The sequence below is a fragment of the Pseudomonas sp. S32 genome, from assembly GCF_016648095.1.
Lineage (GTDB): Bacteria > Pseudomonadota > Gammaproteobacteria > Pseudomonadales > Pseudomonadaceae > Aquipseudomonas > Aquipseudomonas parafulva.
On the sequence record NZ_JACVVF010000001.1, the window covers coordinates 178801 to 197685 of the forward strand.

The following is an 18885-nucleotide window of genomic DNA, read 5'->3' on the forward strand; positions in this document are numbered from 1 at the left end:
CCTACACCCAGACAGGACCTCGTTCATGAGCATCACCCAGTTCAAACAGACAGACACGGCTGTACTGCAAACCAGCAACCCGGTGGCGGTGCCGCTCGGCGAACCGGTGGCGGTCACCTCGGTAACCTGCGTGGAACGCAGCGACGGGGTGGAGACCGGTATCTGGGAATGCACCCCGGGCCGCTGGAGGCGGCAGATCGTGCAGCAAGAGTTCTGCCATTTCATCAAAGGCCGCTGCACCTTCACCCCCGACGGTGGCGAGCCCTTGGTGATAGAAGCCGGAGACGCACTGATGCTACCGGCCAACAGCACCGGCACCTGGGACATCCAGGAAACCGTGCGCAAGACGTACGTGCTTATTTTCTGATCCGCTGATCGCCTGCCTTCGATAACAACAGACAAAGCAAGGTAAACCCGACATGCGCACACTCCTGATCGCCCCCCTGATGCTGGCCGCCAGCGTGGCCGGTGCCGCCGAAACGGTAAAGATCTACAACTGGTCCAGCTACGTCGCCCCCGACACCCTGAAGAACTTCCAGCAAGCCACCGGCATCGTGCCCACCTATGACGTGTACGACAGCAACGAGACCCTGGACGGCAAGTTGATGACGGGCAATTCCGGGTACGACGTGGTGTTCCCTTCCAACCACTTCATGGCCCGGCAAATCCAGGGCAAGGCACTCAAGCGCCTGGACAAGTCCCAGCTGCCCAACTGGAAAAACCTCAACCCGGTGCTGCTCAAGGCACTGGAGGTCAATGACCCAGGCAACCAGTATGGCTTCCCGTACCTGTGGGGCAGTACCGGCATCGGCTACAACATCGACAAGGTCAAGGCCGTGCTTGGTGACAATGCACCGGTCGACTCCTGGGACCTGATTTTCAAGCCTGAGTACATGAGCAAGTTGAAGCAGTGCGGCGTGGCGGTGCTGGACAACGGCCCGGAGCTGCTGCCAATCGCCTTGCACTACCTCGGCCTGCCCCACCACAGCCAGAACCCGGCGGACTACGACAAGGCCAAGGCGCTGCTGATGCAGGTACGGCCCTACATCAGCTACTTCCATTCATCGAAGTACACCGGCGACCTGGCCAATGGTGATATCTGCGTCGTGGTGGGCTTCTCGGGGGATGTACTGCAGGCCAAGAACCGCGCAGAGGAAGCGCATAACGGGGTAAAGGTCGGCTACTCGATCCCGAAGGAGGGTGCCCCGCTGTGGTTCGACATGGTGGCAATGCCGGCCGATGCACCGGATGAAAAGGCAGGGTATGCCTACATGAACTACCTGCTGGAGCCGCAGGTGATGGCCAACATCAGCAACCATGTGCAGTACGCCAATGGCAACCTGAATGCTGACGGCCTGGTGGACCCGGCCCTGAAGGGCAACAGCATGATCTACCCAAGCGAAGCGGTGATGGGCAAGCTCTACGCCCTGGAGGCCATGCCCGCCAAGATCGACCGCATTCGCACCCGGATATGGACCAGCATCAAGGCCGGCAATTGACAGCGGCTGCACGCCGCGCAAGCTGCAAGCTGCAAGCAGTGCGGCCCGACACAGGTCCGCTTCTTCTTGTAGCTTGAGGCTTGAAGCTTGAAGCTGCTGACAGCTGCTTTCAGCAGCTGTCAGTGGTGCTCGCGGGTAGCGCGGAACTTGATGTCAGGCCAGCGCTCTTCCATCAGTGCCAGGTTGACCCGGGTGGGTGCCAGGTAGGTCAGGTGACCACCCCCGTCGATGGCCAGGTTTTCCATGGCCTTGTTCTGGAAGTCCTCGAGCTTCTTCTTGTCGTCACAAGTGATCCAGCGCGCCGACCAGACGGTGATGGGCTCGTAGGCGCACTCGACCTTGTATTCTTCCTTCAAACGGCTGGCCACCACATCAAACTGCAGCACACCCACGGCGCCCAGGATGATGTCGTTGCTGCGCTCGGGGAAGAACACCTGGGTGGCGCCTTCTTCCGCCAGCTGCTGCAGGCCCTGGCGCAACTGCTTGGACTTCAGCGGGTCTTTCAGGCGCACGCGGCGGAACAGCTCCGGGGCGAAGTGCGGGATGCCGGTGAAGCCCAGCGCCTCGCCTTCGGTGAAGGTGTCGCCGATCTGGATGGTGCCGTGGTTGTGCAGGCCGATGATGTCGCCGGCAAAGGCCTCTTCCAGCTGTTCACGCTCGGAGGAGAAGAACGTCAGCGCATCACCGATACGCAGGTCCTTGTTGGTGCGCACATGGCGCATTTTCATGCCCTTTTCGTACTTGCCCGAGCAGATGCGCATGAAGGCGATGCGGTCCCGGTGTTTCGGGTCCATGTTCGCCTGGATCTTGAACACAAAACCGGTGAACTTCTCTTCCACCGGCTCCACGGTGCGCTCGTGTGCCACCCGGCCCAGCGGGCGCGGCGCCCAGTCGACCACGGCGTCCAGCACATGGTCCACACCGAAGTTGCCCAGCGCGGTACCGAAGAACACCGGCGTGAGCTGGCCGTCGATGAACTCCTGCTGGTTGAACTCATGGCAGGCGCCCTGCACCAGCTCAAGCTGCTCGACGAACCCATCGTACTGATCGCCCAGGTGGGCACGGGCTTCGTCGGAGTCCAGTTGCTGGATGATCTTGGCTTCAGTGCGTTCGTGGCCGTGGCCCGGCGTGTACACCACGATGTAATCGCCGGTGAGGTGGTACACACCCTTGAAGTCGCGGTAGCAACCGATCGGCCAGGTAATCGGCGCGGCCTTGATCTTCAACACCGCCTCGATCTCGTCCAGCAGTTCGATCGGGTCGCGGATGTCGCGGTCGAGTTTGTTGATGAAGCTGACGATGGGGGTGTCACGCAGCCGGCACACATCCATCAGGGCGATGGTGCGCGGCTCGACGCCTTTACCGCCGTCAAGCACCATCAGCGCCGAGTCCACCGCGGTGAGGGTACGGTAGGTGTCTTCCGAGAAGTCTTCGTGGCCGGGGGTGTCGAGCAGGTTGATCATGTGCTCGCGGTACGGGAACTGCATCACCGAGGTAGTGATGGAGATACCACGCTGCTTCTCCATTTCCATCCAGTCGGAGGTTGCGTGGCGGTCGGACTTGCGCGACTTCACGGTACCGGCGACGGAGATGGCCTTGCCCATCAGCAGCAGCTTCTCGGTGATGGTGGTCTTACCGGCGTCGGGGTGGGAAATGATTGCGAAAGTGCGGCGCTTCGCGACTTCGGCGGCCTGGTTGGTCATGGGAAATCGCCTGACTTGGGATCGAAAAGGGGCAGTATCATACCCGAATTCACAGGCGGGCCAAAGCACCGGCGTGCCGCCTGTTCAGGCGACAGGCCGGTTGCGGCTCAATGGTCGTCCAGTAGTTCTTCACCGATATCGGTAACACGGATCTGCAAGTCGAGCGGTTCACCCTCACCTGCGCGAGCACAGGCGAACCAATGATCTGCCACGTGCTCGCGCTCGGTTGCGCACAGCTCCAGGTTGGTAGTCCGCGTCCAGATACGGGCTGCGACGTGATCACCCGGTTGCAAGCTGCGATCCATACCTGCGAGGGCTCCTTGCTCGTTCAGGGCCATCACCTTCCATAATCGCTCATCTGCGACCTTTTCATCGTACAGGCAACCGTAGTCATTGCCATTACGGTCCAAGTAGCGTTTTTTCGAGTTGAAGTCCCGCCCTGTACGGCGGCTCCAGGACTGGATGTCGTAGTATCGACGCCCCCTGGCTTCGTCCACCATGCACCGGAACCAGAACCGGTGAGGTTCACGGCCAACCAGTGACGACACAACCAGCCAGTCATCGGCGACGCGCGCCGCCTCCCCACCGCGCACTACCAATTTTGCGCAATCCAGAAACCCCTCCAAGCCCGGTGTCGAGCATGCCACGTGGGCGACGAAGGAGCGGTCATAGTCATGAACAAGCATTGAGTAACCTCCCGAATGAGTTTTTTATCTGGGGGCGCGAGCACCCTCACAGCTCAATATTTAAGGGCTATAGCGCTGTGAAAGGCTTAGGGAATTGGCAACCGCAAGGGAAATGGGCGCTGGCCAAATGCCGCCTCAGATGGGAACCTTATGCCCCCCGGAGACGTCCACTCCCCTGCAACCCACCTCGGTTCAGGGCTGGTTTCACCAGCATCCACGAGCCTGACGGGGCTCGACTCATGGCATGACCGCCCTGCCCTGCAGGCATCACGCTGCTACTCGCGAACACACCACCCGCCGCCCGATCGGGCCGGCCAAGAAGAAGTGTGCTCGCCGACGACAATAAGGAGTCCACCTGTGGCGAAACGCTACGGAAAAGGGCTGTTGGGATGGGCCACCGTGCTCGTCATCCTGGCCCTGCTGGTCCACTGGATCGGCCTCGACACAATCGCGCGCTATCGCGACGATCTGACGTTCTACCTGCAAGCGCACCTGGTGCTGGTGCTGGCTTCGATGGCGGCGGCATTGGCCGTGGGTATCCCCGCCGGCATTGCCTTGAGTCGACCGCACAGGGTCGACAAAGCCGAGCGCTTCATGCAGTTCTTCAACGTTGGCAACACCATCCCCCCCCTGGCCGTACTGGCCATCGCCCTCAGCGTTCTGGGCATCGGCGCAGGGCCTGCGATCTTCGCCCTGTTCCTCGCCTCCCTCCTGCCCATCGTGCGCAACACCTACGAAGGCCTGAAGAACGTACCCGCCTCGCTCAAGGAAGCCGCCACCGGCATCGGCATGACGCCGCGCCAGCAACTGTGGCAGGTGGAACTGCCCAACGCCGTGCCCATCATCGTCGGTGGCGTGCGGGTGGCCCTGGCACTGAATGTGGGCACTGCGCCGCTGGCGTTTCTGATCGGTGCCAACAGCCTGGGCAGCCTGATCTTCCCTGGCATCGCCCTGAACAACCAACCGCAGTTGCTGCTTGGCGCAGCTTGCACCGCACTGCTGGCGCTACTGCTGGATGCGTTGGTGAGTTTTTCCAGCAGACGCTGGCTGGAACGCGGCCTGGCCTGACCACTTGAGGGAACCCATGAAAAAAGTTATCGCCTTGCTCCTGGGCGCGGGCCTGCTGTTGTCAGGTTTTGCCCAGGCAGCGGAAAAACCGCTGATCCGTATCGGCGCCCGGGTGTTCACCGAACAGACCGTGCTGGCCGAAATCACCGCCCAATACCTGCGCGCCAACGGCTTTGACGTTCGCGTCACCGGCGGCCTGGGCAGCAGCCTGGCACGCCAGGCCCAGGAAACCGGCCAACTCGACCTGATGTGGGAATACACCGGCGTATCGCTGGTGTCGTACAACCACATCGACGAGCGCATGCCCAGCCCCGAGGCCACGTACGCCAAGGTCAAGGAACTGGACGCACGCAAGGGCCTGGTATGGCTCAAGCCATCGAAGTTCAGCAACACCTATGCCCTGGCCCTGCCCAGTGAAGTTGCCCGTGAGTACCCGCAGGTGAACACCATCAGCCAGCTGAACGAAGTGCTCGAGGCCGAGCAATCGCGCAAGCACCTGGTGGCGCTGGACACCGAGTTCGCCAACCGCCCGGACGGCCTTGATGGCCTGCAGGCGCGCTACGGCATGCACCTGGGCCGGGCCAACATCCGGCAGATGGATGCAGGGCTGGTCTATACCGCCCTGCGCAACAACCAGGTGTTCGCAGGGCTGGTGTACACCACTGACGGCAGGCTCAACGCGTTCGAGCTCAAGCTGCTGGAAGACGACAAGCATTACTTCCCTGACTACACCGCAGGGCCGGTGATCCGCAAAGCCGTACTGGACGCCCACCCCCAGCTCGCCGAGCTGCTGGCGCCCCTGGCCGACCAACTGGATGACGAGACCATGCGCCAGCTCAACGCCAAGGTCGACGTCCAGCACCAGAGCCCGTCTTCGGTGGCCGCCGCCTTCCTGCGTGAGCATCCCTTGCACGAGGTGACCCCATGAGCCTGTTCGACACGTTCGCCCACCTGGACTGGGCATTGGTCCTGCAACTGACCTGGCAGCACATCATGCTGGTGGGCATCGCCGTGGGCCTGGCCATCCTCATCGGCGTGCCGCTGGGCATCCTTATGACCCGTTTCCCGTTCCTGGCCGGCCCGCTGCAGGCCAGCGCCACGGTGCTGCTGACCATCCCTTCCATCGCCCTGTTCGGGTTGCTGTTGCCGTTCTACTCCAAGTTCGGCCAGGGCCTGGGCCCGCTGCCGGCGATCACGGCAGTGTTCCTTTATTCACTGCTGCCCATTCTGCGCAACACCTACCTGGCGCTGACCAACGTCGAGCCAGGCATCCGTGAAGCCGCGCGCGGTATCGGCATGACCTTTGGTCAGCGCCTGCGCATGGTCGAATTGCCCATCGCCGTACCGGTGATCCTGGCCGGCGTGCGTACCGCCGTGGTGATGAACATCGGCGTGATGACCATCGCCGCCACCATCGGCGCGGGCGGCCTTGGCGTGCTCATCCTCACCTCCATCAGCCGCAGCGACATGTCGATGCTGCTGGTTGGCGCCGTACTGGTCAGCCTGCTGGCAATCATTGCCGACCTGCTGCTGCAAACCCTGCAACGTGCCCTGACTCCAGAAGGAATGCGCTCATGATCGAACTGAAAAACCTCAGCAAAACCTTCAACGCCAACGGCAAGGATGTCAAAGCCGTGGACGCGGTCAGCCTTACCGTCAACGAAGGCGAGATCTGCGTGTTCCTTGGCCCCTCGGGCTGCGGCAAGAGCACCACGCTGAAGATGATCAACCGCCTGATTACCCCGACGTCCGGGCAGGTGTTCATCAATGGCGAGGACACCAGCGGCCTGGACGAGGTGACCCTGCGTCGTCACATCGGCTACGTGATCCAGCAGATCGGCCTGTTCCCCAACATGACCATCGAAGAGAACATCACCGTGGTGCCACGGCTGCTCGGTTGGGATAAGCAGCGCTGCCACGACCGCGCCCGCGAGCTGATGCACATGATCAAGCTTGAACCCAAGCAATACCTGCAGCGCTACCCCCGCGAGCTGTCCGGTGGCCAGCAGCAGCGTATCGGCGTGATCCGTGCCCTGGCGGCAGATGCACCGGTGCTGTTGATGGACGAACCGTTCGGCGCGGTGGACCCGATCAACCGCGAAATGATCCAGAACGAGTTCTTCGAAATGCAGCGCGCGCTGAACAAGACGGTGATCATGGTGAGCCACGATATCGACGAAGCGATCAAGCTGGGCGACAAGATCGCCATCTTCCGCGCCGGCAAACTGCTGCAACTGGACCACCCGGATACCTTGCTGGCGCACCCGGCAGACGATTTCGTCAGCAACTTCGTCGGCCAGGACAGCACGTTGAAGCGCCTGTTGCTGGTGCGTGCCGAAGACGCGGCAGACAACGCGCCCTCGGTAAGCCCGCAGACACCGGTAGGCGAAGCCCTGGAGCTGCTGGACGAACACGACCGCCGCTACGTGGTGGTGACCGATGGCCAGAACAAGGCGCTGGGCTACGTGCGCCGCCGCGACATGCACCGCCAGCAAGGTACCTGTGCCGACTTCCTGCGCCCCTTCAACGCCACCGCCTCCCACGACGAGCACCTGCGCATCCTGCTGTCGCGCATGTACGAGTTCAACCGCGCCTGGTTGCCGGTACTGGATGCCGAACAGGTGTTCCTGGGCGAGGTAACCCAGGAGTCGATCGCCGCCTACCTGAGTTCGGGGCGCTCCCGCGGGATGAAGACCAGTATCGTCTCGCCGGCCGAGGTGGCCGCCTCGTAACGTGCCACCTGCCAGCCGCAAACGAGGAATCGCCGGTCAGTAACAAAAAATTTATGCACAAATACCGGGACGCCCGTACCCGATAAATGTGGCCATAAATATGAACACCCCCGCGCCCCTCACCACCGGCGCTGCCCCCACCAGAACGTGCAAGTCCTTGTGGGGGCGGGCCTGTGTACACCACCTGGAAACAGGGCTATTCCACAATTCTTTACGCTTGAAACAGCCTGGGGAACATCGGCCGGTCATACGAGTCGGTTATTCGAAGGGTGGCGGGTGTATCCACGGCGATCACGCCGGGATTGCCTGTTGATTCTGCATTCTTCACGCCCTAAAGTGCGCGCCGAACGTCCATGCTGGAAACGATCCATCCGGCTCAAGTACTGAGTAGGCGAACCAAAGTGGGGATACGGAGGGCGTTCAGTTTGCAGCCACTTAAATTTTCAGTTTGCCCATGGAGTCCCTGAGCATGTCGATCCAGGTCGAAGATTATTTCGCACGCGACACCTTCCAGAAAATGAAGGCTTTTGCCGACAAGCAGGAAACGCCGTTCGTACTCATCGACACCCAGATGATCAGCAAGGCCTACGACGACCTGCGCGCCGGCTTCGAATTCGCCAAGGTCTACTACGCGGTCAAGGCCAACCCAGCGGTCGAGATCATCGACCTGCTCAAGGACAAAGGCTCGAACTTCGACATCGCCTCCATCTACGAGCTGGACAAGGTGATGGACCGCGGCGTCAGCGCCGACCGTATCAGCTACGGCAACACCATCAAGAAGTCCAAGGACATCCGCTACTTCTTCGAGAAGGGCGTGCGCCTGTACGCCACCGATTCGGAAGCCGACCTGCGCAACATCGCCAAGGCCGCACCGGGCTCGAAAGTGTACGTGCGCATCCTCACCGAAGGTTCCACCACGGCTGACTGGCCGCTGTCGCGCAAATTCGGCTGCCAGACCGACATGGCCATGGACCTGCTGATCCTGGCCCGTGACCTGGGCCTGGTGCCTTACGGCATTTCCTTCCACGTGGGTTCCCAGCAGCGTGACATCAGTGTGTGGGACGCCGCGATCGCCAAGGTCAAGGTGATCTTCGAGCGCCTGAAGGAAGAAGACGGCATCGAACTGAAGCTGATCAACATGGGGGGTGGCTTCCCGGCCAACTACATCACCCGTACCAACAGCCTGGAAACCTATGCCGAGGAAATCATCCGCTTCCTGAAGGAAGACTTTGGTGATGACCTGCCAGAAATCATTCTGGAGCCAGGCCGCTCGCTGATCGCCAACGCCGGTATTCTGGTCAGTGAAGTGGTGCTGGTAGCGCGCAAGTCTCGTACCGCCGTGGAGCGTTGGGTGTACACCGACGTGGGCAAGTTCTCTGGCCTGATCGAAACCATGGACGAGTCCATCAAGTTCCCGATCTGGACCGAGAAAAAGGGCGAGATGGAAGAAGTGGTCATCGCCGGCCCCACCTGCGACAGTGCCGACATCATGTACGAGCACTACAAGTACGGCCTGCCGCTGAACCTGGCCATTGGCGACCGCCTGTACTGGCTGTCCACCGGTGCCTACACCACCAGTTACAGCGCTGTGGAATTCAACGGCTTCCCGCCGCTGAAGTCCTACTACCTGTAACACCGAACGGGGCCGCAAGGCCCCGTTTTCGTTGGGGCCTTGCCTTCGCAGGCGGTGTAGCAGACGGGTTTTAACCCCTGGGGCTGTAAAGATTGTAAAGCCTCACGAATGTTAACCAATCTCAATTGCTGGCCACTATCACTTCCATTAACATCCCCGGGCGCCGCGCCTATGCGGCCGTACACAGGGTGATCGATGGTGGTGAAGAAGACGCTGTTCCAACTGCACTGGTTGTTTGGCATCACCGCGGGGTTGGTGCTGGCGTTGATGGGCATCACCGGCGCCCTGTATTCGTTCCAGGAAGAACTGCTACGCGCGTTCAATGGCGAGGTGCTGCGGGTCGAGGTGCGGCCCGAAGGTGTATTGCCGCCTGCCGAACTGGTCAAACGCGTAGAGGCCCAGCAGCAGGACAAGGTGGCAATGCTATGGGTGGATGTGCGTGAGGGTGATGCGGCCCGCGTATTCTTCACCCCCGCGCCAGGCGAGCGCCGCGGCGAACTGCGCTATGCCGACCCTTACACCGGTGAGCTGAAGGGGGACGTGGCGGGCCAGGGCTTCTTCAGCCTGATGCTCAACCTACACCGGTTTCTGGCCATGGGTGACACCGGCCGGCAGATCACCGGCGCCTGCACCCTGATGCTGGTGTTCTTCTGTTTGTCCGGGCTGTACCTGCGCTGGCCACGCAAGGCCCTGGACTGGCGCACCTGGCTTACCTTCGACTGGGCCAAGAAAGGCCGCGCATTCAATTGGGACCTGCACGCCGTGGCGGGTACCTGGTGCCTGCTGTTCTATCTGCTGTTCGCGCTTACCGGTTTGTTCTGGTCCTACGAATGGTACCGGGAGGGCCTCAACAGGTTGCTGGCCGATGCCCCGGCCGCAGGCCAGCAGCAAAAACGCGGCGAAGGCCGTGGCCGCCACGGCCCCCAACACGTCGACAAGAACGCCCCGCCGCTGGTGGTCGATTACGACGCCATCTGGGCCACCCTCAGCAACGCTGCCGGCCCTGGGCTGGCCAGCTACAACCTGCGCCTGCCCCCTGTGGGTGGGCAACCCGCCAACCTGTTCTACCTGCAGGCCGATGCCGAGCACCCCCGGGCATTCAATACACTTGTGCTGGACCCGGCCAACGGCCAAGTGCAGCGCCATGAGCGCTACACCGACAAGTCGTTCAAGGCCCAGCTGCTGCAGAGTGTCTATGCCCTGCACGTGGGCGAGTATTTCGGCCTGGTGGGGCGTATCGCCCTGACCATCGCCAGCCTGACCATGCCGGTGTTCTTCGTCACCGGCTGGCTGTTGTACCTGGACCGGCGCCGCAAGAAGCGCCAGGTACGCGCAGCCCGGGGCAATGTAGCCATTGCGAACACGGCGGGCGACGGCTGGCTCGTCGGTTTCGCCAGCCAAAGCGGCTTTGCCGAGCAGTTGGCCTGGCAGACCGCCGCCCAGCTTCAGGCGGCAGGCCTGGCTGTGCAGGTTCGGGCGCTGGGTACACTGACAGAGGAGGATTTGCGCCAGGCCAGGCGTGCCGTGTTCGTGGTCAGCACCTTCGGTGACGGTGAGGCGCCGGACAGCGCCCGGGGCTTCGAGCGCAATGTACTGGGCAAGGCCTTGGCACTGAACCACCTCAGCTATGCCCTGCTCGCCCTGGGCGACCGTCAGTATCCACACTTCTGCGGCTTCGCCCGCCGCCTGCAGGGCTGGCTGGGTGAGCGTGGGGCCACCTGCGCATTCAGCCCGGTCGAGGTGGACAGCGCCGACCCTGCGGCCTTGCAGCAATGGCAGCAGGCACTGACACGTCTGACCGGGGCGGAGCCGGTGACAGCGTGGCAACCGCCGAGCTTCGGTAGCTGGTCACTGGTCAGCCGCACACTGTTGAACCCGGGCAGCCTGGGGCAGCCGGTCTACCTGCTGGGCTTGCAGCCGCAGGAGCCTGCGACTTGGGAAGCCGGCGACTTGGTGGAGGTCCTGCCGCTCAACGGCCCTTGCCGGGTCGAGGCATTTCTCAAGGGCTTGGCGCTGGATGCCATGGCCCCAGTGCAACTGGGCGGCCTGACCGAAACCTTGGCCCAGGCGCTGGCGGGCCGGCAATTGCCGATGCGCCGGGATCATCTGGTGGGCCTGCACCCGCAAGCACTGGTGGAGGCACTGGTGCCCATCGGCACCCGCGAGTACTCGATTGCCTCAATCGCCAGCGACGGCGTGCTGGAGCTGATTGTGCGCCAGGAGCGACACACCAATGGGCAACTGGGCCTGGGCTCGGGCTGGCTGACCGAATACCTGCCCCTGAATGGCTCACTCACCCTGCGCCTGCGCCGCAACAGCGGCTTCCACCTCCCGGAAACTGCCGCGCCGATGGTGCTTATTGGCAATGGCACTGGCCTTGCGGGGTTACGCAGCCTGGTTCGCGCACGGATCAGCGCGGGCGAGCAGCGCAACTGGCTGCTATTCGGCGAGCGTAATCGGGCACATGACCTGCTGTGTGGCAGTGAGCTGCAAAGCTGGCTGGCCAGTGGCGACCTCACGCGCCTGGACCTGGCCTTCTCCCGTGACCAGGCAGAAAAGGTGTACGTGCAGGATGTATTGCTGCAGCAGGCCGATGAACTGCGGCGCTGGGTGGCCGAGGGTGCCTGCATCTATGTCTGCGGCAGCCTGCAAGGCATGGCCGCGGGTGTGGATGCGGCGCTCAACGGCATACTGGGCGAGGCAGCTGTGCAGCAACTGATCGAGGACGGGCGCTATCGGCGGGATGTGTACTAGGGTAGCCGGGTACCTGCCGACAGCAGCCGCCAGTCAATGCAGGTCGAAGGTGTCGGCGTCCAGGTTGGCCGGGAATTTGGTGCGGTAAGCGGCCAACTCCGCTGCGCTGAGCACCACCGTGAACACGCCGTCCGCCTCACCGGCGCTCAACAGGCTCTCGCCCTGGAAATCCAGCACCTGGCTGTCGCCGGAATACGCAAACCCTTTGCCGTCGGTCCCCACACGGTTCACCGCAGCCACATAGCACAGGTTCTCGATGCCCCGCGCCGGCAACAGGCGGTTCCAGTGCTGGCGACGGGCAGCGGGCCAGTTGGCGGTGTACAGCAGCAGGTCGGTGTCCTGGGCATCGCGGCTCCACACCGGGAAGCGAAGGTCGTAGCAAATCAGCGGGCGGATACGCCAGCCCTTGAGCTCGAACTGCACCTGACGCTCCCCAGGGGTGTAATGCTTGTGCTCACCGGCCATGCGGAACAGGTGACGCTTGTCGTAATGCAGGATCTCACCATCCGGCCGCGCCCACAGCAAGCGGTTGCGATGGCTACCGTCGGCTGCCTGAATGATGACGCTACCGGTGATCACCGCGCCGTGCTTCCTGGCCTGGGCCTTCAACCACTTGTAGGTTGGCCCGTTTTCCTGCTCGGCCAGGCTTTCGGACTGCATCGAAAACCCTGTGGTGAACATTTCTGGCAGGATCACCAGGTCCACCTCGCCCACGTGCTCCAGCAGCGCTTCGAAATGCGCGTAGTTGGCCTCGGGGTCGTGCCAGGCGAGTGTGGTTTGCACCAAGGCAATTTTCAGATTCGGCAGCGTACTCAAATCGCGCATAGTTTCTCCGCTGCCTGGCGCAGCGTCTCCTCTCGTTTGGCAAAGCACAGGCGCACCAGGCGCTGCCCGGTGATGGCCTGCTGGTAGAACACCGACACGGGGATGGTCGCCACCCCGTGCTCGCGGGTGAGCCACAGCGACATCTGCACATCGTCCAGGTCGGGGCGTATGTGCGCGTAGTCCACCAGCTGGAAATAGGTGCCTGCGGTGGGTGTGAACGTAAACCGCGAGCCCGCCAGTAAACCGCAGAAGAGGTCGCGCTTGGCCTGGTAGAACGCGGGCAACTGCTCGACATGTTCAGGGTGCGCGGCCATGAAGTCGGCCAGGGCACACTGCAGGGGGGTGACCCCGCAGAAGTTCACGTACTGGTGCACCTTGCGCAGTTCTGCGCTGAGCGCTGGCGGTGCGATCACGTAGCCAGTCTTCCAGCCAGTGACGTGGTAGGTCTTGCCGAACGAACTGACCACGAACGCGCGCCGGTACAACTGCTCATGGGCCAGCACGCTGGCATGGCGGGCACCGTCGTACACCAGGTGTTCGTAGACTTCATCGCTGACCACGAACACGTCGCGCTCGCCGATCAGTGCGGCCAGCTGGTTCAGGTCTTCGTGGGTGACCAGCGCGCCGCTGGGGTTGTGCGGCGAGTTGAGAATGACCATGCGGGTACGCGGGCTCAGGGCATCCGCGAACCGCTGCCAGTCGATACGAAAGTCACCGTCGCCAAGCTGCACGTGCACACAGCGCCCCCCCGCCAGTTGCACGGAGGGTTCGTAGCTGTCGTAGGAAGGGTCAAAAACGATCACCTCGTCACCGGGGTGAACCACCGCCTGGATGGCGCAGAAAATCGCCTCGGTGGCACCGGGCGTGATGGTCACTTCCTGGTCAGCATCCACCTGGGCCCCGTACAACCGCTGCACCTTGGCCGCCACCTGCTGACGCAGCGCAGGCAAACCGGTCATCGGCGAATACTGGTTGTGCCCGGCGGCCACATGGCGCCCTACCGCGTCGAGCAGCGCCTGTGGCCCATTGAAGTCAGGGAAACCTTGCGACAGGTTCAACGCACCCGTCTGCGCGGCAAGCTGAGACATGGTCGTGAAAATGGTAGTGCCGACATCCGGCAGTTTACTGCTGATCATGTCTCCCCCCTTTCCTAGCTGCAAGCTGCAAGCTTCAAGCTTCAAGCTTCAAGCCGTGAGCCGTGAGCCGCGAGCTTGAAGCTGCAAGAAAAAGCAAAGATAACGCGGTCTGCTTTTACTTGCAGCTTGCCGCTTGCAGCTCGCAGCTGCTTTACCGCTTGTCGCGGCGCTTTTTCTCGGCTTTTTTGTGGTGGGACATCAAGCGGCGTTTCTTGTTGACCTGGCGGTCGGTCAGGGTGTTTTTCTTGCCTTCGTACGGGTTGTCACCACCCTTGTACTCAATGCGGATCGGCGTACCGACCAGCTTCAGTACCCGGCGGTAGGTGTTTTCCAGGTAACGGGAGTACGACTTCGGAATCTTGTCGGTCTGGTTACCGTGAATCACGATCAGCGGCGGGTTGGCGCCACCCAAGTGGGCATAGCGCAGCTTGATGCGGCGGCCGTTGACCAGCGGCGGCTGGTGTTCGCTGACCGCATCCTCGAGGATCTGGGTCAGGCGGCTGGTCGGCCAGCGGGTGACCGCAGACAGGAACGCAGCCTGCACCGACTTGTACAGGTGGCCTACCCCAGTGCCGTGCAACGCCGAGATGAAGTGGATGTCGGCAAAATCGACGAAGAACAGCCGGCGCTCCAGCTCGGTCTTCACGTAGTCGCGCTCACCCGGCTCCATGCCGTCCCACTTGTTCAGGGCGATGACAATGGCACGGCCCGCTTCCAGGGCAAAGCCCAGCAGGTTGAGGTCGTGGTCAACCACCCCTTCGCGGGCATCCATGACGAAGATGACCACGTTGGCGTCCTTGATCGCCTGCAGCGTCTTCACCACCGAGAACTTCTCGACTTCCTCGTGGATCTTGCCGCGCTTGCGCACACCCGCCGTGTCGATGAAGGTGTACTTGTCACCATCACGCTCGAACGGGATGTAGATACTGTCACGGGTAGTGCCTGGCTGGTCGTACACCACCACACGCTCTTCGCCGAGCATGCGGTTTACCAGCGTCGACTTGCCCACGTTGGGGCGGCCGATGATGGCGATCTTGATGCCATCCTTCTCGCTCGGGCCCGGAATGCGCACGGCCTCTTCGCCTTCGGCCACGTCGGCGTCCAGCGCCTCTTCGACCTGGTCGCGCGGGACGTGGCCCAGTACGGCTTCCATCAAGGCGTTGATGCCGCGCCCCTGGGAACCCGCTACCGGAATGGCATTGCCCATGCCCAGCGGCGAGAATTCGGCGCGGGCAACATCGGCGTCGATGTTGTCGATCTTGTTGGCAACCAGAATCGCTTCTTTGTTGCGCTTGCGCAGGTGCTCGGCAATCATCTGGTCGGCGGCAGTCATGCCGGCACGGGCATCCACCAGGAACAGCACATAGTCGGCCTCTTCGATGGCCATCAGCGACTGCTCGGCCATCTTTTCGTCCATGCCCACTTCGTCACCGGTAATACCACCGGTATCGATCAGGATGAAGGAGCGACCCTGCCAGCTGGCATCACCATACTGGCGGTCACGGGTCAGGCCCGACAGGTCACCGACGATGGCATCGCGGGTTTTGGTCAGGCGGTTGAACATGGTGGATTTGCCAACGTTCGGGCGGCCCACCAGGGCAATTACGGGAACCATTGGCTCTCCACTCTTGAATTCTTGAAAATGCAAAGGCCGCTGCAAGGCAGCGGCCGGAGTTCGGGCGGCGTGTCCTACGCCGCGGCCTGAAGCCCTATCAAGGCTTCAAGCATAGCTTCAGCGGATGGTCAGTGCCTCGAGCTTGCCGCTGTTGCCAAATACATAGATGGTGTCGCCGACCACCAGTGGTCGGGCGCGCAGGCCATCGCTGTCGATACGCTCACGGCCAACGAAGCGGCCATCGACCTGGCTCAGCAGGTGCAGGTAGCCTTCGAAGTCACCCACTGCCACGTAGCTGCTGTACACCTCCGGGGCGGTCAGCTGCCGGCGAGCCATGGCATCGTTGGACCAGATGGCGCTGGAAGAACGCTCGTCCACCCCTTCGACGGTACCGGACGCTTCGCTGACGTAGACGTTGCCGAAGCCCTGGGCCACACCCACATAGCTGGAGGCGTCGCGCTGCCAGATCACACGGCCGCTTTCCAGGTCCAGGCCCGCAACGCGGCCCTGATAGGTACTGACGTACAGCGTACCACCGGAGAGCAGCAACCCGCCGTCGATATCCACAACACGGTCCAGCTCGGAGCGGCCCTTGGGAATGGCCACGCGGCTTTCCCACACGGGTACGCCGTTGCTGATATCCACCGCAACCACCTTGCCGGTGGACAGGCCGGCCACGGCCAGGCGGTTGGTGGCGATTGGCGCGCCGGTGCCACGCAGTGTCAGCACAGCGGGGCTGCTTTCGTAGATCCAGCGACGATCACCGGTAGCCGCGTCCAGGCCGATCAGGCGATCGTCCTGGGTTTGTACAACGACCACATCACCGTTGTTGGCAGGCGGCGCCAGTACTTCGCTGGTCACCCGCGAACGCCAGCGCTCTTCACCAGTGCTCGCGTCCAGGGCGATTACTTCACCCTTGAGGGTGCCGAGCATCACCAGGCCGTAGCCCACGCCGACAGCGCCGGACACTGGCAGGTCAAGGTCCTTGTTCCACACCACGTTACCGGTGATGCGATCAAGGGCATAAACGTCGCCCTTCACGTCGGACGCGTAGATGCGGTCGTTTTCAATGGCTGGCACCAGGGTGTTGTAGGTTTCGCCCTGGCCGTCACCAATCGAACGGCTCCACTGCTTTTTCAGCACCACTTCCTCGGTGAACTTGGTCAGCTCGGCCGGGGGCAGTTCCTTCTTGCTGTTGCTGCTGCAACCTGCGGCCAGTACGGCCAAGGTCAGCACTGCTGCTTGTTTCCAACCGATCACTTACGCGTCCCCTTTGGCCAGGTCATCCAGCTTCAATTGCAAGCCACCGACCGCCGCCTCGTCGGACAGCGCAGCCTTGGCTTTTTCGTAAGCGCTGTGGGCGTCGTCAGCGCGCCCCAGCTGCACCAGCAGGTCACCCTTCAACTCTTCACGGCTGGCCAGAAACGCCTTGTCAGCGTCGCCGTCCAGCAGCTTCAGGGCATCCTCGGCCTTGTTCTGAGCGGCCATTACCCGTGCCAGGCGCTGGCGGGAAATCTCGCCCAGGGTGGTATCGGCGGGCTTGTCCACCACAGACTTGAGCTCGGCAGCGGCGTCGTCAAGTTTGCCGGTTTCTACCGCCACCTTGGCCACGAACAGGCTACCGTACTGGGCATAGGCGGTACCGCCGAACTCGCTCTTGAGCTTGCCGGCCAGTTCCGCAACCTTGGTCGCGTCAGGCTGGCCGCTGGGCGTCAGGCTGGTTTCCAGCAAGGCCTGGTACAGCTGCGAAGCACCTTGGGACTGGTTGTTCTGGTACTTGTGCCAGGTATTCCAGCCCAGTACCACCACACCCGCCAACAGGGCGCCGGTCAGCAGCGGCTTGCCGTTGCGGTTCCACCAGTCCTTGACCCCTACCAGTTCATCATCGGTACTCGACACCCCAATACTCCTTTTCGCCTATTCGCTTGTTGAACCGCGTTACGCCTGGGCGATCGCGGTTTCCAGGTGCTCTGCAAGAGCATCCCAGGCAATGTTCTGTTGTTCGCCCTGACCGCGCAGGGGCTTGAAGCCGATCTGCTGGCTGGCCAGTTCGTCGTCGCCGAGAATCAGGGCGAACAGCGCGCCACTCTTGTCGGCCTTCTTGAACTGGCTCTTGAAGCTGCCAGCACCGGCGTTGACCGCCAGGCGCAGGCCCGGCAGGCGATCGCGCAACTGTTCCGACAGGCGCAACCCGGCCAGTTCGGCCTGCTCGCCGAAGGCGCACAGGTAGACGTCGACCTGACGGCTGATGGATTCAGGCACCTTGCCGAACGTTTCCAGCAGCAGGATCAGGCGTTCGATACCCATGGCGAAACCAACGCCGGGGGTCGGCTTGCCGCCCATCTGCTCGACCAGGCCATCGTAACGCCCACCGGCACACACTGTGCCCTGGGCGCCAAGTTTGTCGGTGACCCACTCGAAGACCGTCTTGCTGTAGTAGTCCAGGCCACGCACCAGCTTGGTATTGAGCTGGAACGGGATACCGGCAGCGTCCAGGCGCGCCCTGAGGCCTTCGAAGTGCACCCGCGACTCGTCGTCCAGGTAGTCTTCGAGCTTGGGTGCGCCCACCAGCACCGCCTGGGTGTTCGGGTCCTTGCTGTCGAGGATGCGCAGCGGGTTGCTCTTCAGGCGACGCTGGCTGTCTTCGTCGAGCTGCTCCAGGCGCGCCGAGAGGAACTCGACCAGCGCATCACGGTAGCGGGCCCGTGCTTCGCTGGTGCCCAGGCTGTTGAGTTCCAGCTTGACCGCGTCCTGGATGCCCAGCAGGCCCCACAGGCGCCAGGTGAGCATGATCAGTTCGGCATCGATGTCCGGGCCGTCCAGGTTGAACACTTCCACACCGATCTGGTGGAACTGGCGGTAGCGGCCTTTCTGTGGGCGCTCGTGGCGGAACATCTGGCCGATGTACCAGAGTTTCTGCACCTGACCGTTGCCGGTGATGCCATGCTCCAGCACCGCACGTACGCACGCTGCCGTGCCCTCGGGGCGCAGGGTCAGCGAATCGCCGTTGCGGTCCTCGAAGGTGTACATCTCCTTTTCGACGATGTCGGTCACTTCGCCGATGGAGCGTTTGAACAGCTCGGTGAACTCCACGATGGGCGTGCGGATCTGGCTGTACCCGTAGGTGTCCAGCAGGCCGGCAACGGTACCCTCGAAGTAGCGCCACAGCGGCGACTGTTCTGGCAGGATGTCGTTCATGCCACGGATGGCTTGCAGCGATTTGCTCACGAATAG

The 18885-nt window shown here is 62.4% G+C and carries 16 protein-coding genes; 8 read left to right on the plus strand and 8 right to left on the minus strand.

Features of this window, described 5'->3' with window-relative positions; genetic code table 11:
* The first annotated feature begins 25 nt into the window (after positions 1-25).
* Together IAE38_RS00840 and IAE38_RS00845 are read left to right on the plus strand one after the other, a co-directional pair.
* Entirely contained in the window at positions 26-367 is a 342-nt protein-coding gene (locus tag IAE38_RS00840) for a cupin domain-containing protein (RefSeq protein ID WP_028631568.1), read from the plus strand.
* A 52-nt stretch (positions 368-419) separates the two neighbouring features.
* Entirely contained in the window at positions 420-1499 is a 1080-nt protein-coding gene (locus IAE38_RS00845; RefSeq protein WP_201161919.1) for a polyamine ABC transporter substrate-binding protein, read from the plus strand.
* Between the two features lie 119 nt (positions 1500-1618).
* On the opposite strand, the gene IAE38_RS00850 is transcribed toward IAE38_RS00845, so the two are convergent.
* Both IAE38_RS00850 and IAE38_RS00855 read right to left on the minus strand, forming a co-directional pair.
* A complete protein-coding gene (locus tag IAE38_RS00850) occupies positions 1619-3202 on the minus strand; it encodes a peptide chain release factor 3 (RefSeq protein WP_201161918.1) in 1584 nt (527 codons plus the stop codon).
* A gap of 107 nt (positions 3203-3309) precedes the next feature.
* Positions 3310-3888, minus strand: coding sequence for a hypothetical protein (locus IAE38_RS00855; protein WP_201215314.1), 579 nt, complete (start codon positions 3886-3888; stop codon positions 3310-3312).
* Between the two features lie 357 nt (positions 3889-4245).
* Here IAE38_RS00855 and IAE38_RS00860 point away from each other — a divergent pair, with 357 nt between their 5' ends.
* The 6 genes from IAE38_RS00860 (at position 4246) to IAE38_RS00885 (ending at position 12075) form a co-directional block, all read left to right on the plus strand.
* Positions 4246-4956: an ABC transporter permease gene (locus IAE38_RS00860; protein ID WP_028631571.1), complete on the plus strand. Its 711-nt coding sequence runs from the start codon at positions 4246-4248 to the stop codon at positions 4954-4956.
* Positions 4957-4972: 16 nt separating this feature from the next.
* A complete protein-coding gene (locus tag IAE38_RS00865) occupies positions 4973-5884 on the plus strand; it encodes a glycine betaine ABC transporter substrate-binding protein (protein WP_201161916.1) in 912 nt (303 codons plus the stop codon).
* Positions 5881-6534 carry an ABC transporter permease gene (locus IAE38_RS00870; RefSeq protein WP_028631573.1) on the plus strand — a complete coding sequence of 218 codons (654 nt, stop codon included), beginning with the start codon at positions 5881-5883 and terminating at the stop codon, positions 6532-6534. Before IAE38_RS00865 ends, IAE38_RS00870 begins: the two co-directional genes overlap by 4 nt.
* Positions 6531-7688 (plus strand): osmoprotectant ABC transporter ATP-binding protein OsmV, encoded by a 1158-nt coding sequence (locus tag IAE38_RS00875; RefSeq protein ID WP_028631574.1) that lies wholly within the window; start codon positions 6531-6533, stop codon positions 7686-7688. The genes IAE38_RS00870 and IAE38_RS00875 overlap by 4 nt, the downstream gene beginning before the upstream one ends.
* A 469-nt stretch (positions 7689-8157) precedes the next feature.
* Entirely contained in the window at positions 8158-9321 is a 1164-nt protein-coding gene (locus tag IAE38_RS00880; RefSeq protein ID WP_028631575.1) for a type III PLP-dependent enzyme, read from the plus strand.
* A gap of 198 nt (positions 9322-9519) precedes the next feature.
* Complete coding sequence (locus IAE38_RS00885) at positions 9520-12075, plus strand: PepSY domain-containing protein (protein WP_201162038.1); 2556 nt, start codon at positions 9520-9522, stop codon at positions 12073-12075.
* Between the two features lie 33 nt (positions 12076-12108).
* Here IAE38_RS00885 and IAE38_RS00890 read toward each other — a convergent pair whose 3' ends face one another.
* The 6 genes from IAE38_RS00890 to hisS form a co-directional block, all read right to left on the minus strand.
* Positions 12109-12900: an amidohydrolase gene (locus IAE38_RS00890; protein WP_201161915.1), complete on the minus strand. Its 792-nt coding sequence runs from the start codon at positions 12898-12900 to the stop codon at positions 12109-12111.
* Complete coding sequence (locus tag IAE38_RS00895) at positions 12888-14036, minus strand: pyridoxal phosphate-dependent aminotransferase (protein ID WP_201161914.1); 1149 nt, start codon at positions 14034-14036, stop codon at positions 12888-12890. The genes IAE38_RS00890 and IAE38_RS00895 overlap by 13 nt, the downstream gene beginning before the upstream one ends.
* A gap of 151 nt (positions 14037-14187) precedes the next feature.
* Positions 14188-15651, minus strand: a complete 1464-nt coding sequence (der, locus tag IAE38_RS00900) for a ribosome biogenesis GTPase Der (RefSeq protein ID WP_201215316.1) — start codon at positions 15649-15651, stop codon at positions 14188-14190.
* Between the two features lie 117 nt (positions 15652-15768).
* The gene (gene bamB / locus IAE38_RS00905) at positions 15769-16911 is read right to left on the minus strand and encodes an outer membrane protein assembly factor BamB (RefSeq protein ID WP_201215318.1); all 1143 of its coding nucleotides are present in this window, start codon (positions 16909-16911) and stop codon (positions 15769-15771) included.
* Positions 16912-17550, minus strand: a complete 639-nt coding sequence (locus tag IAE38_RS00910; RefSeq protein ID WP_060482248.1) for a tetratricopeptide repeat protein — start codon at positions 17548-17550, stop codon at positions 16912-16914.
* 39 nt (positions 17551-17589) lie between these two features.
* Entirely contained in the window at positions 17590-18879 is a 1290-nt protein-coding gene (gene hisS / locus IAE38_RS00915) for a histidine--tRNA ligase (protein ID WP_201215320.1), read from the minus strand.
* Positions 18880-18885 lie beyond the last annotated feature (6 nt).

Excerpts from the sequence above, each read along its gene's own strand:
- IAE38_RS00845 (WP_201161919.1), top strand. The coding sequence starts at position 420 with ATGCGCACACTCCTGATCGCCCCCCTGATGCTGGCCGCCAGCGTGGCC.
- IAE38_RS00875 (WP_028631574.1), top strand. The coding sequence starts at position 6,531 with ATGATCGAACTGAAAAACCTCAGCAAAACCTTCAACGCCAACGGCAAG.
- IAE38_RS00880 (WP_028631575.1), top strand. The coding sequence starts at position 8,158 with ATGTCGATCCAGGTCGAAGATTATTTCGCACGCGACACCTTCCAGAAA.
- IAE38_RS00870 (WP_028631573.1), top strand. The coding sequence starts at position 5,881 with ATGAGCCTGTTCGACACGTTCGCCCACCTGGACTGGGCATTGGTCCTG.
- IAE38_RS00850 (WP_201161918.1), bottom strand. The coding sequence starts at position 3,202 with ATGACCAACCAGGCCGCCGAAGTCGCGAAGCGCCGCACTTTCGCAATC.
- der (WP_201215316.1), bottom strand. The coding sequence starts at position 15,651 with ATGGTTCCCGTAATTGCCCTGGTGGGCCGCCCGAACGTTGGCAAATCC.
- IAE38_RS00855 (WP_201215314.1), bottom strand. The coding sequence starts at position 3,888 with ATGCTTGTTCATGACTATGACCGCTCCTTCGTCGCCCACGTGGCATGC.
- IAE38_RS00865 (WP_201161916.1), top strand. The coding sequence starts at position 4,973 with ATGAAAAAAGTTATCGCCTTGCTCCTGGGCGCGGGCCTGCTGTTGTCA.
- IAE38_RS00890 (WP_201161915.1), bottom strand. The coding sequence starts at position 12,900 with ATGCGCGATTTGAGTACGCTGCCGAATCTGAAAATTGCCTTGGTGCAA.
- IAE38_RS00840 (WP_028631568.1), top strand. The coding sequence starts at position 26 with ATGAGCATCACCCAGTTCAAACAGACAGACACGGCTGTACTGCAAACC.
- IAE38_RS00895 (WP_201161914.1), bottom strand. The coding sequence starts at position 14,036 with ATGATCAGCAGTAAACTGCCGGATGTCGGCACTACCATTTTCACGACC.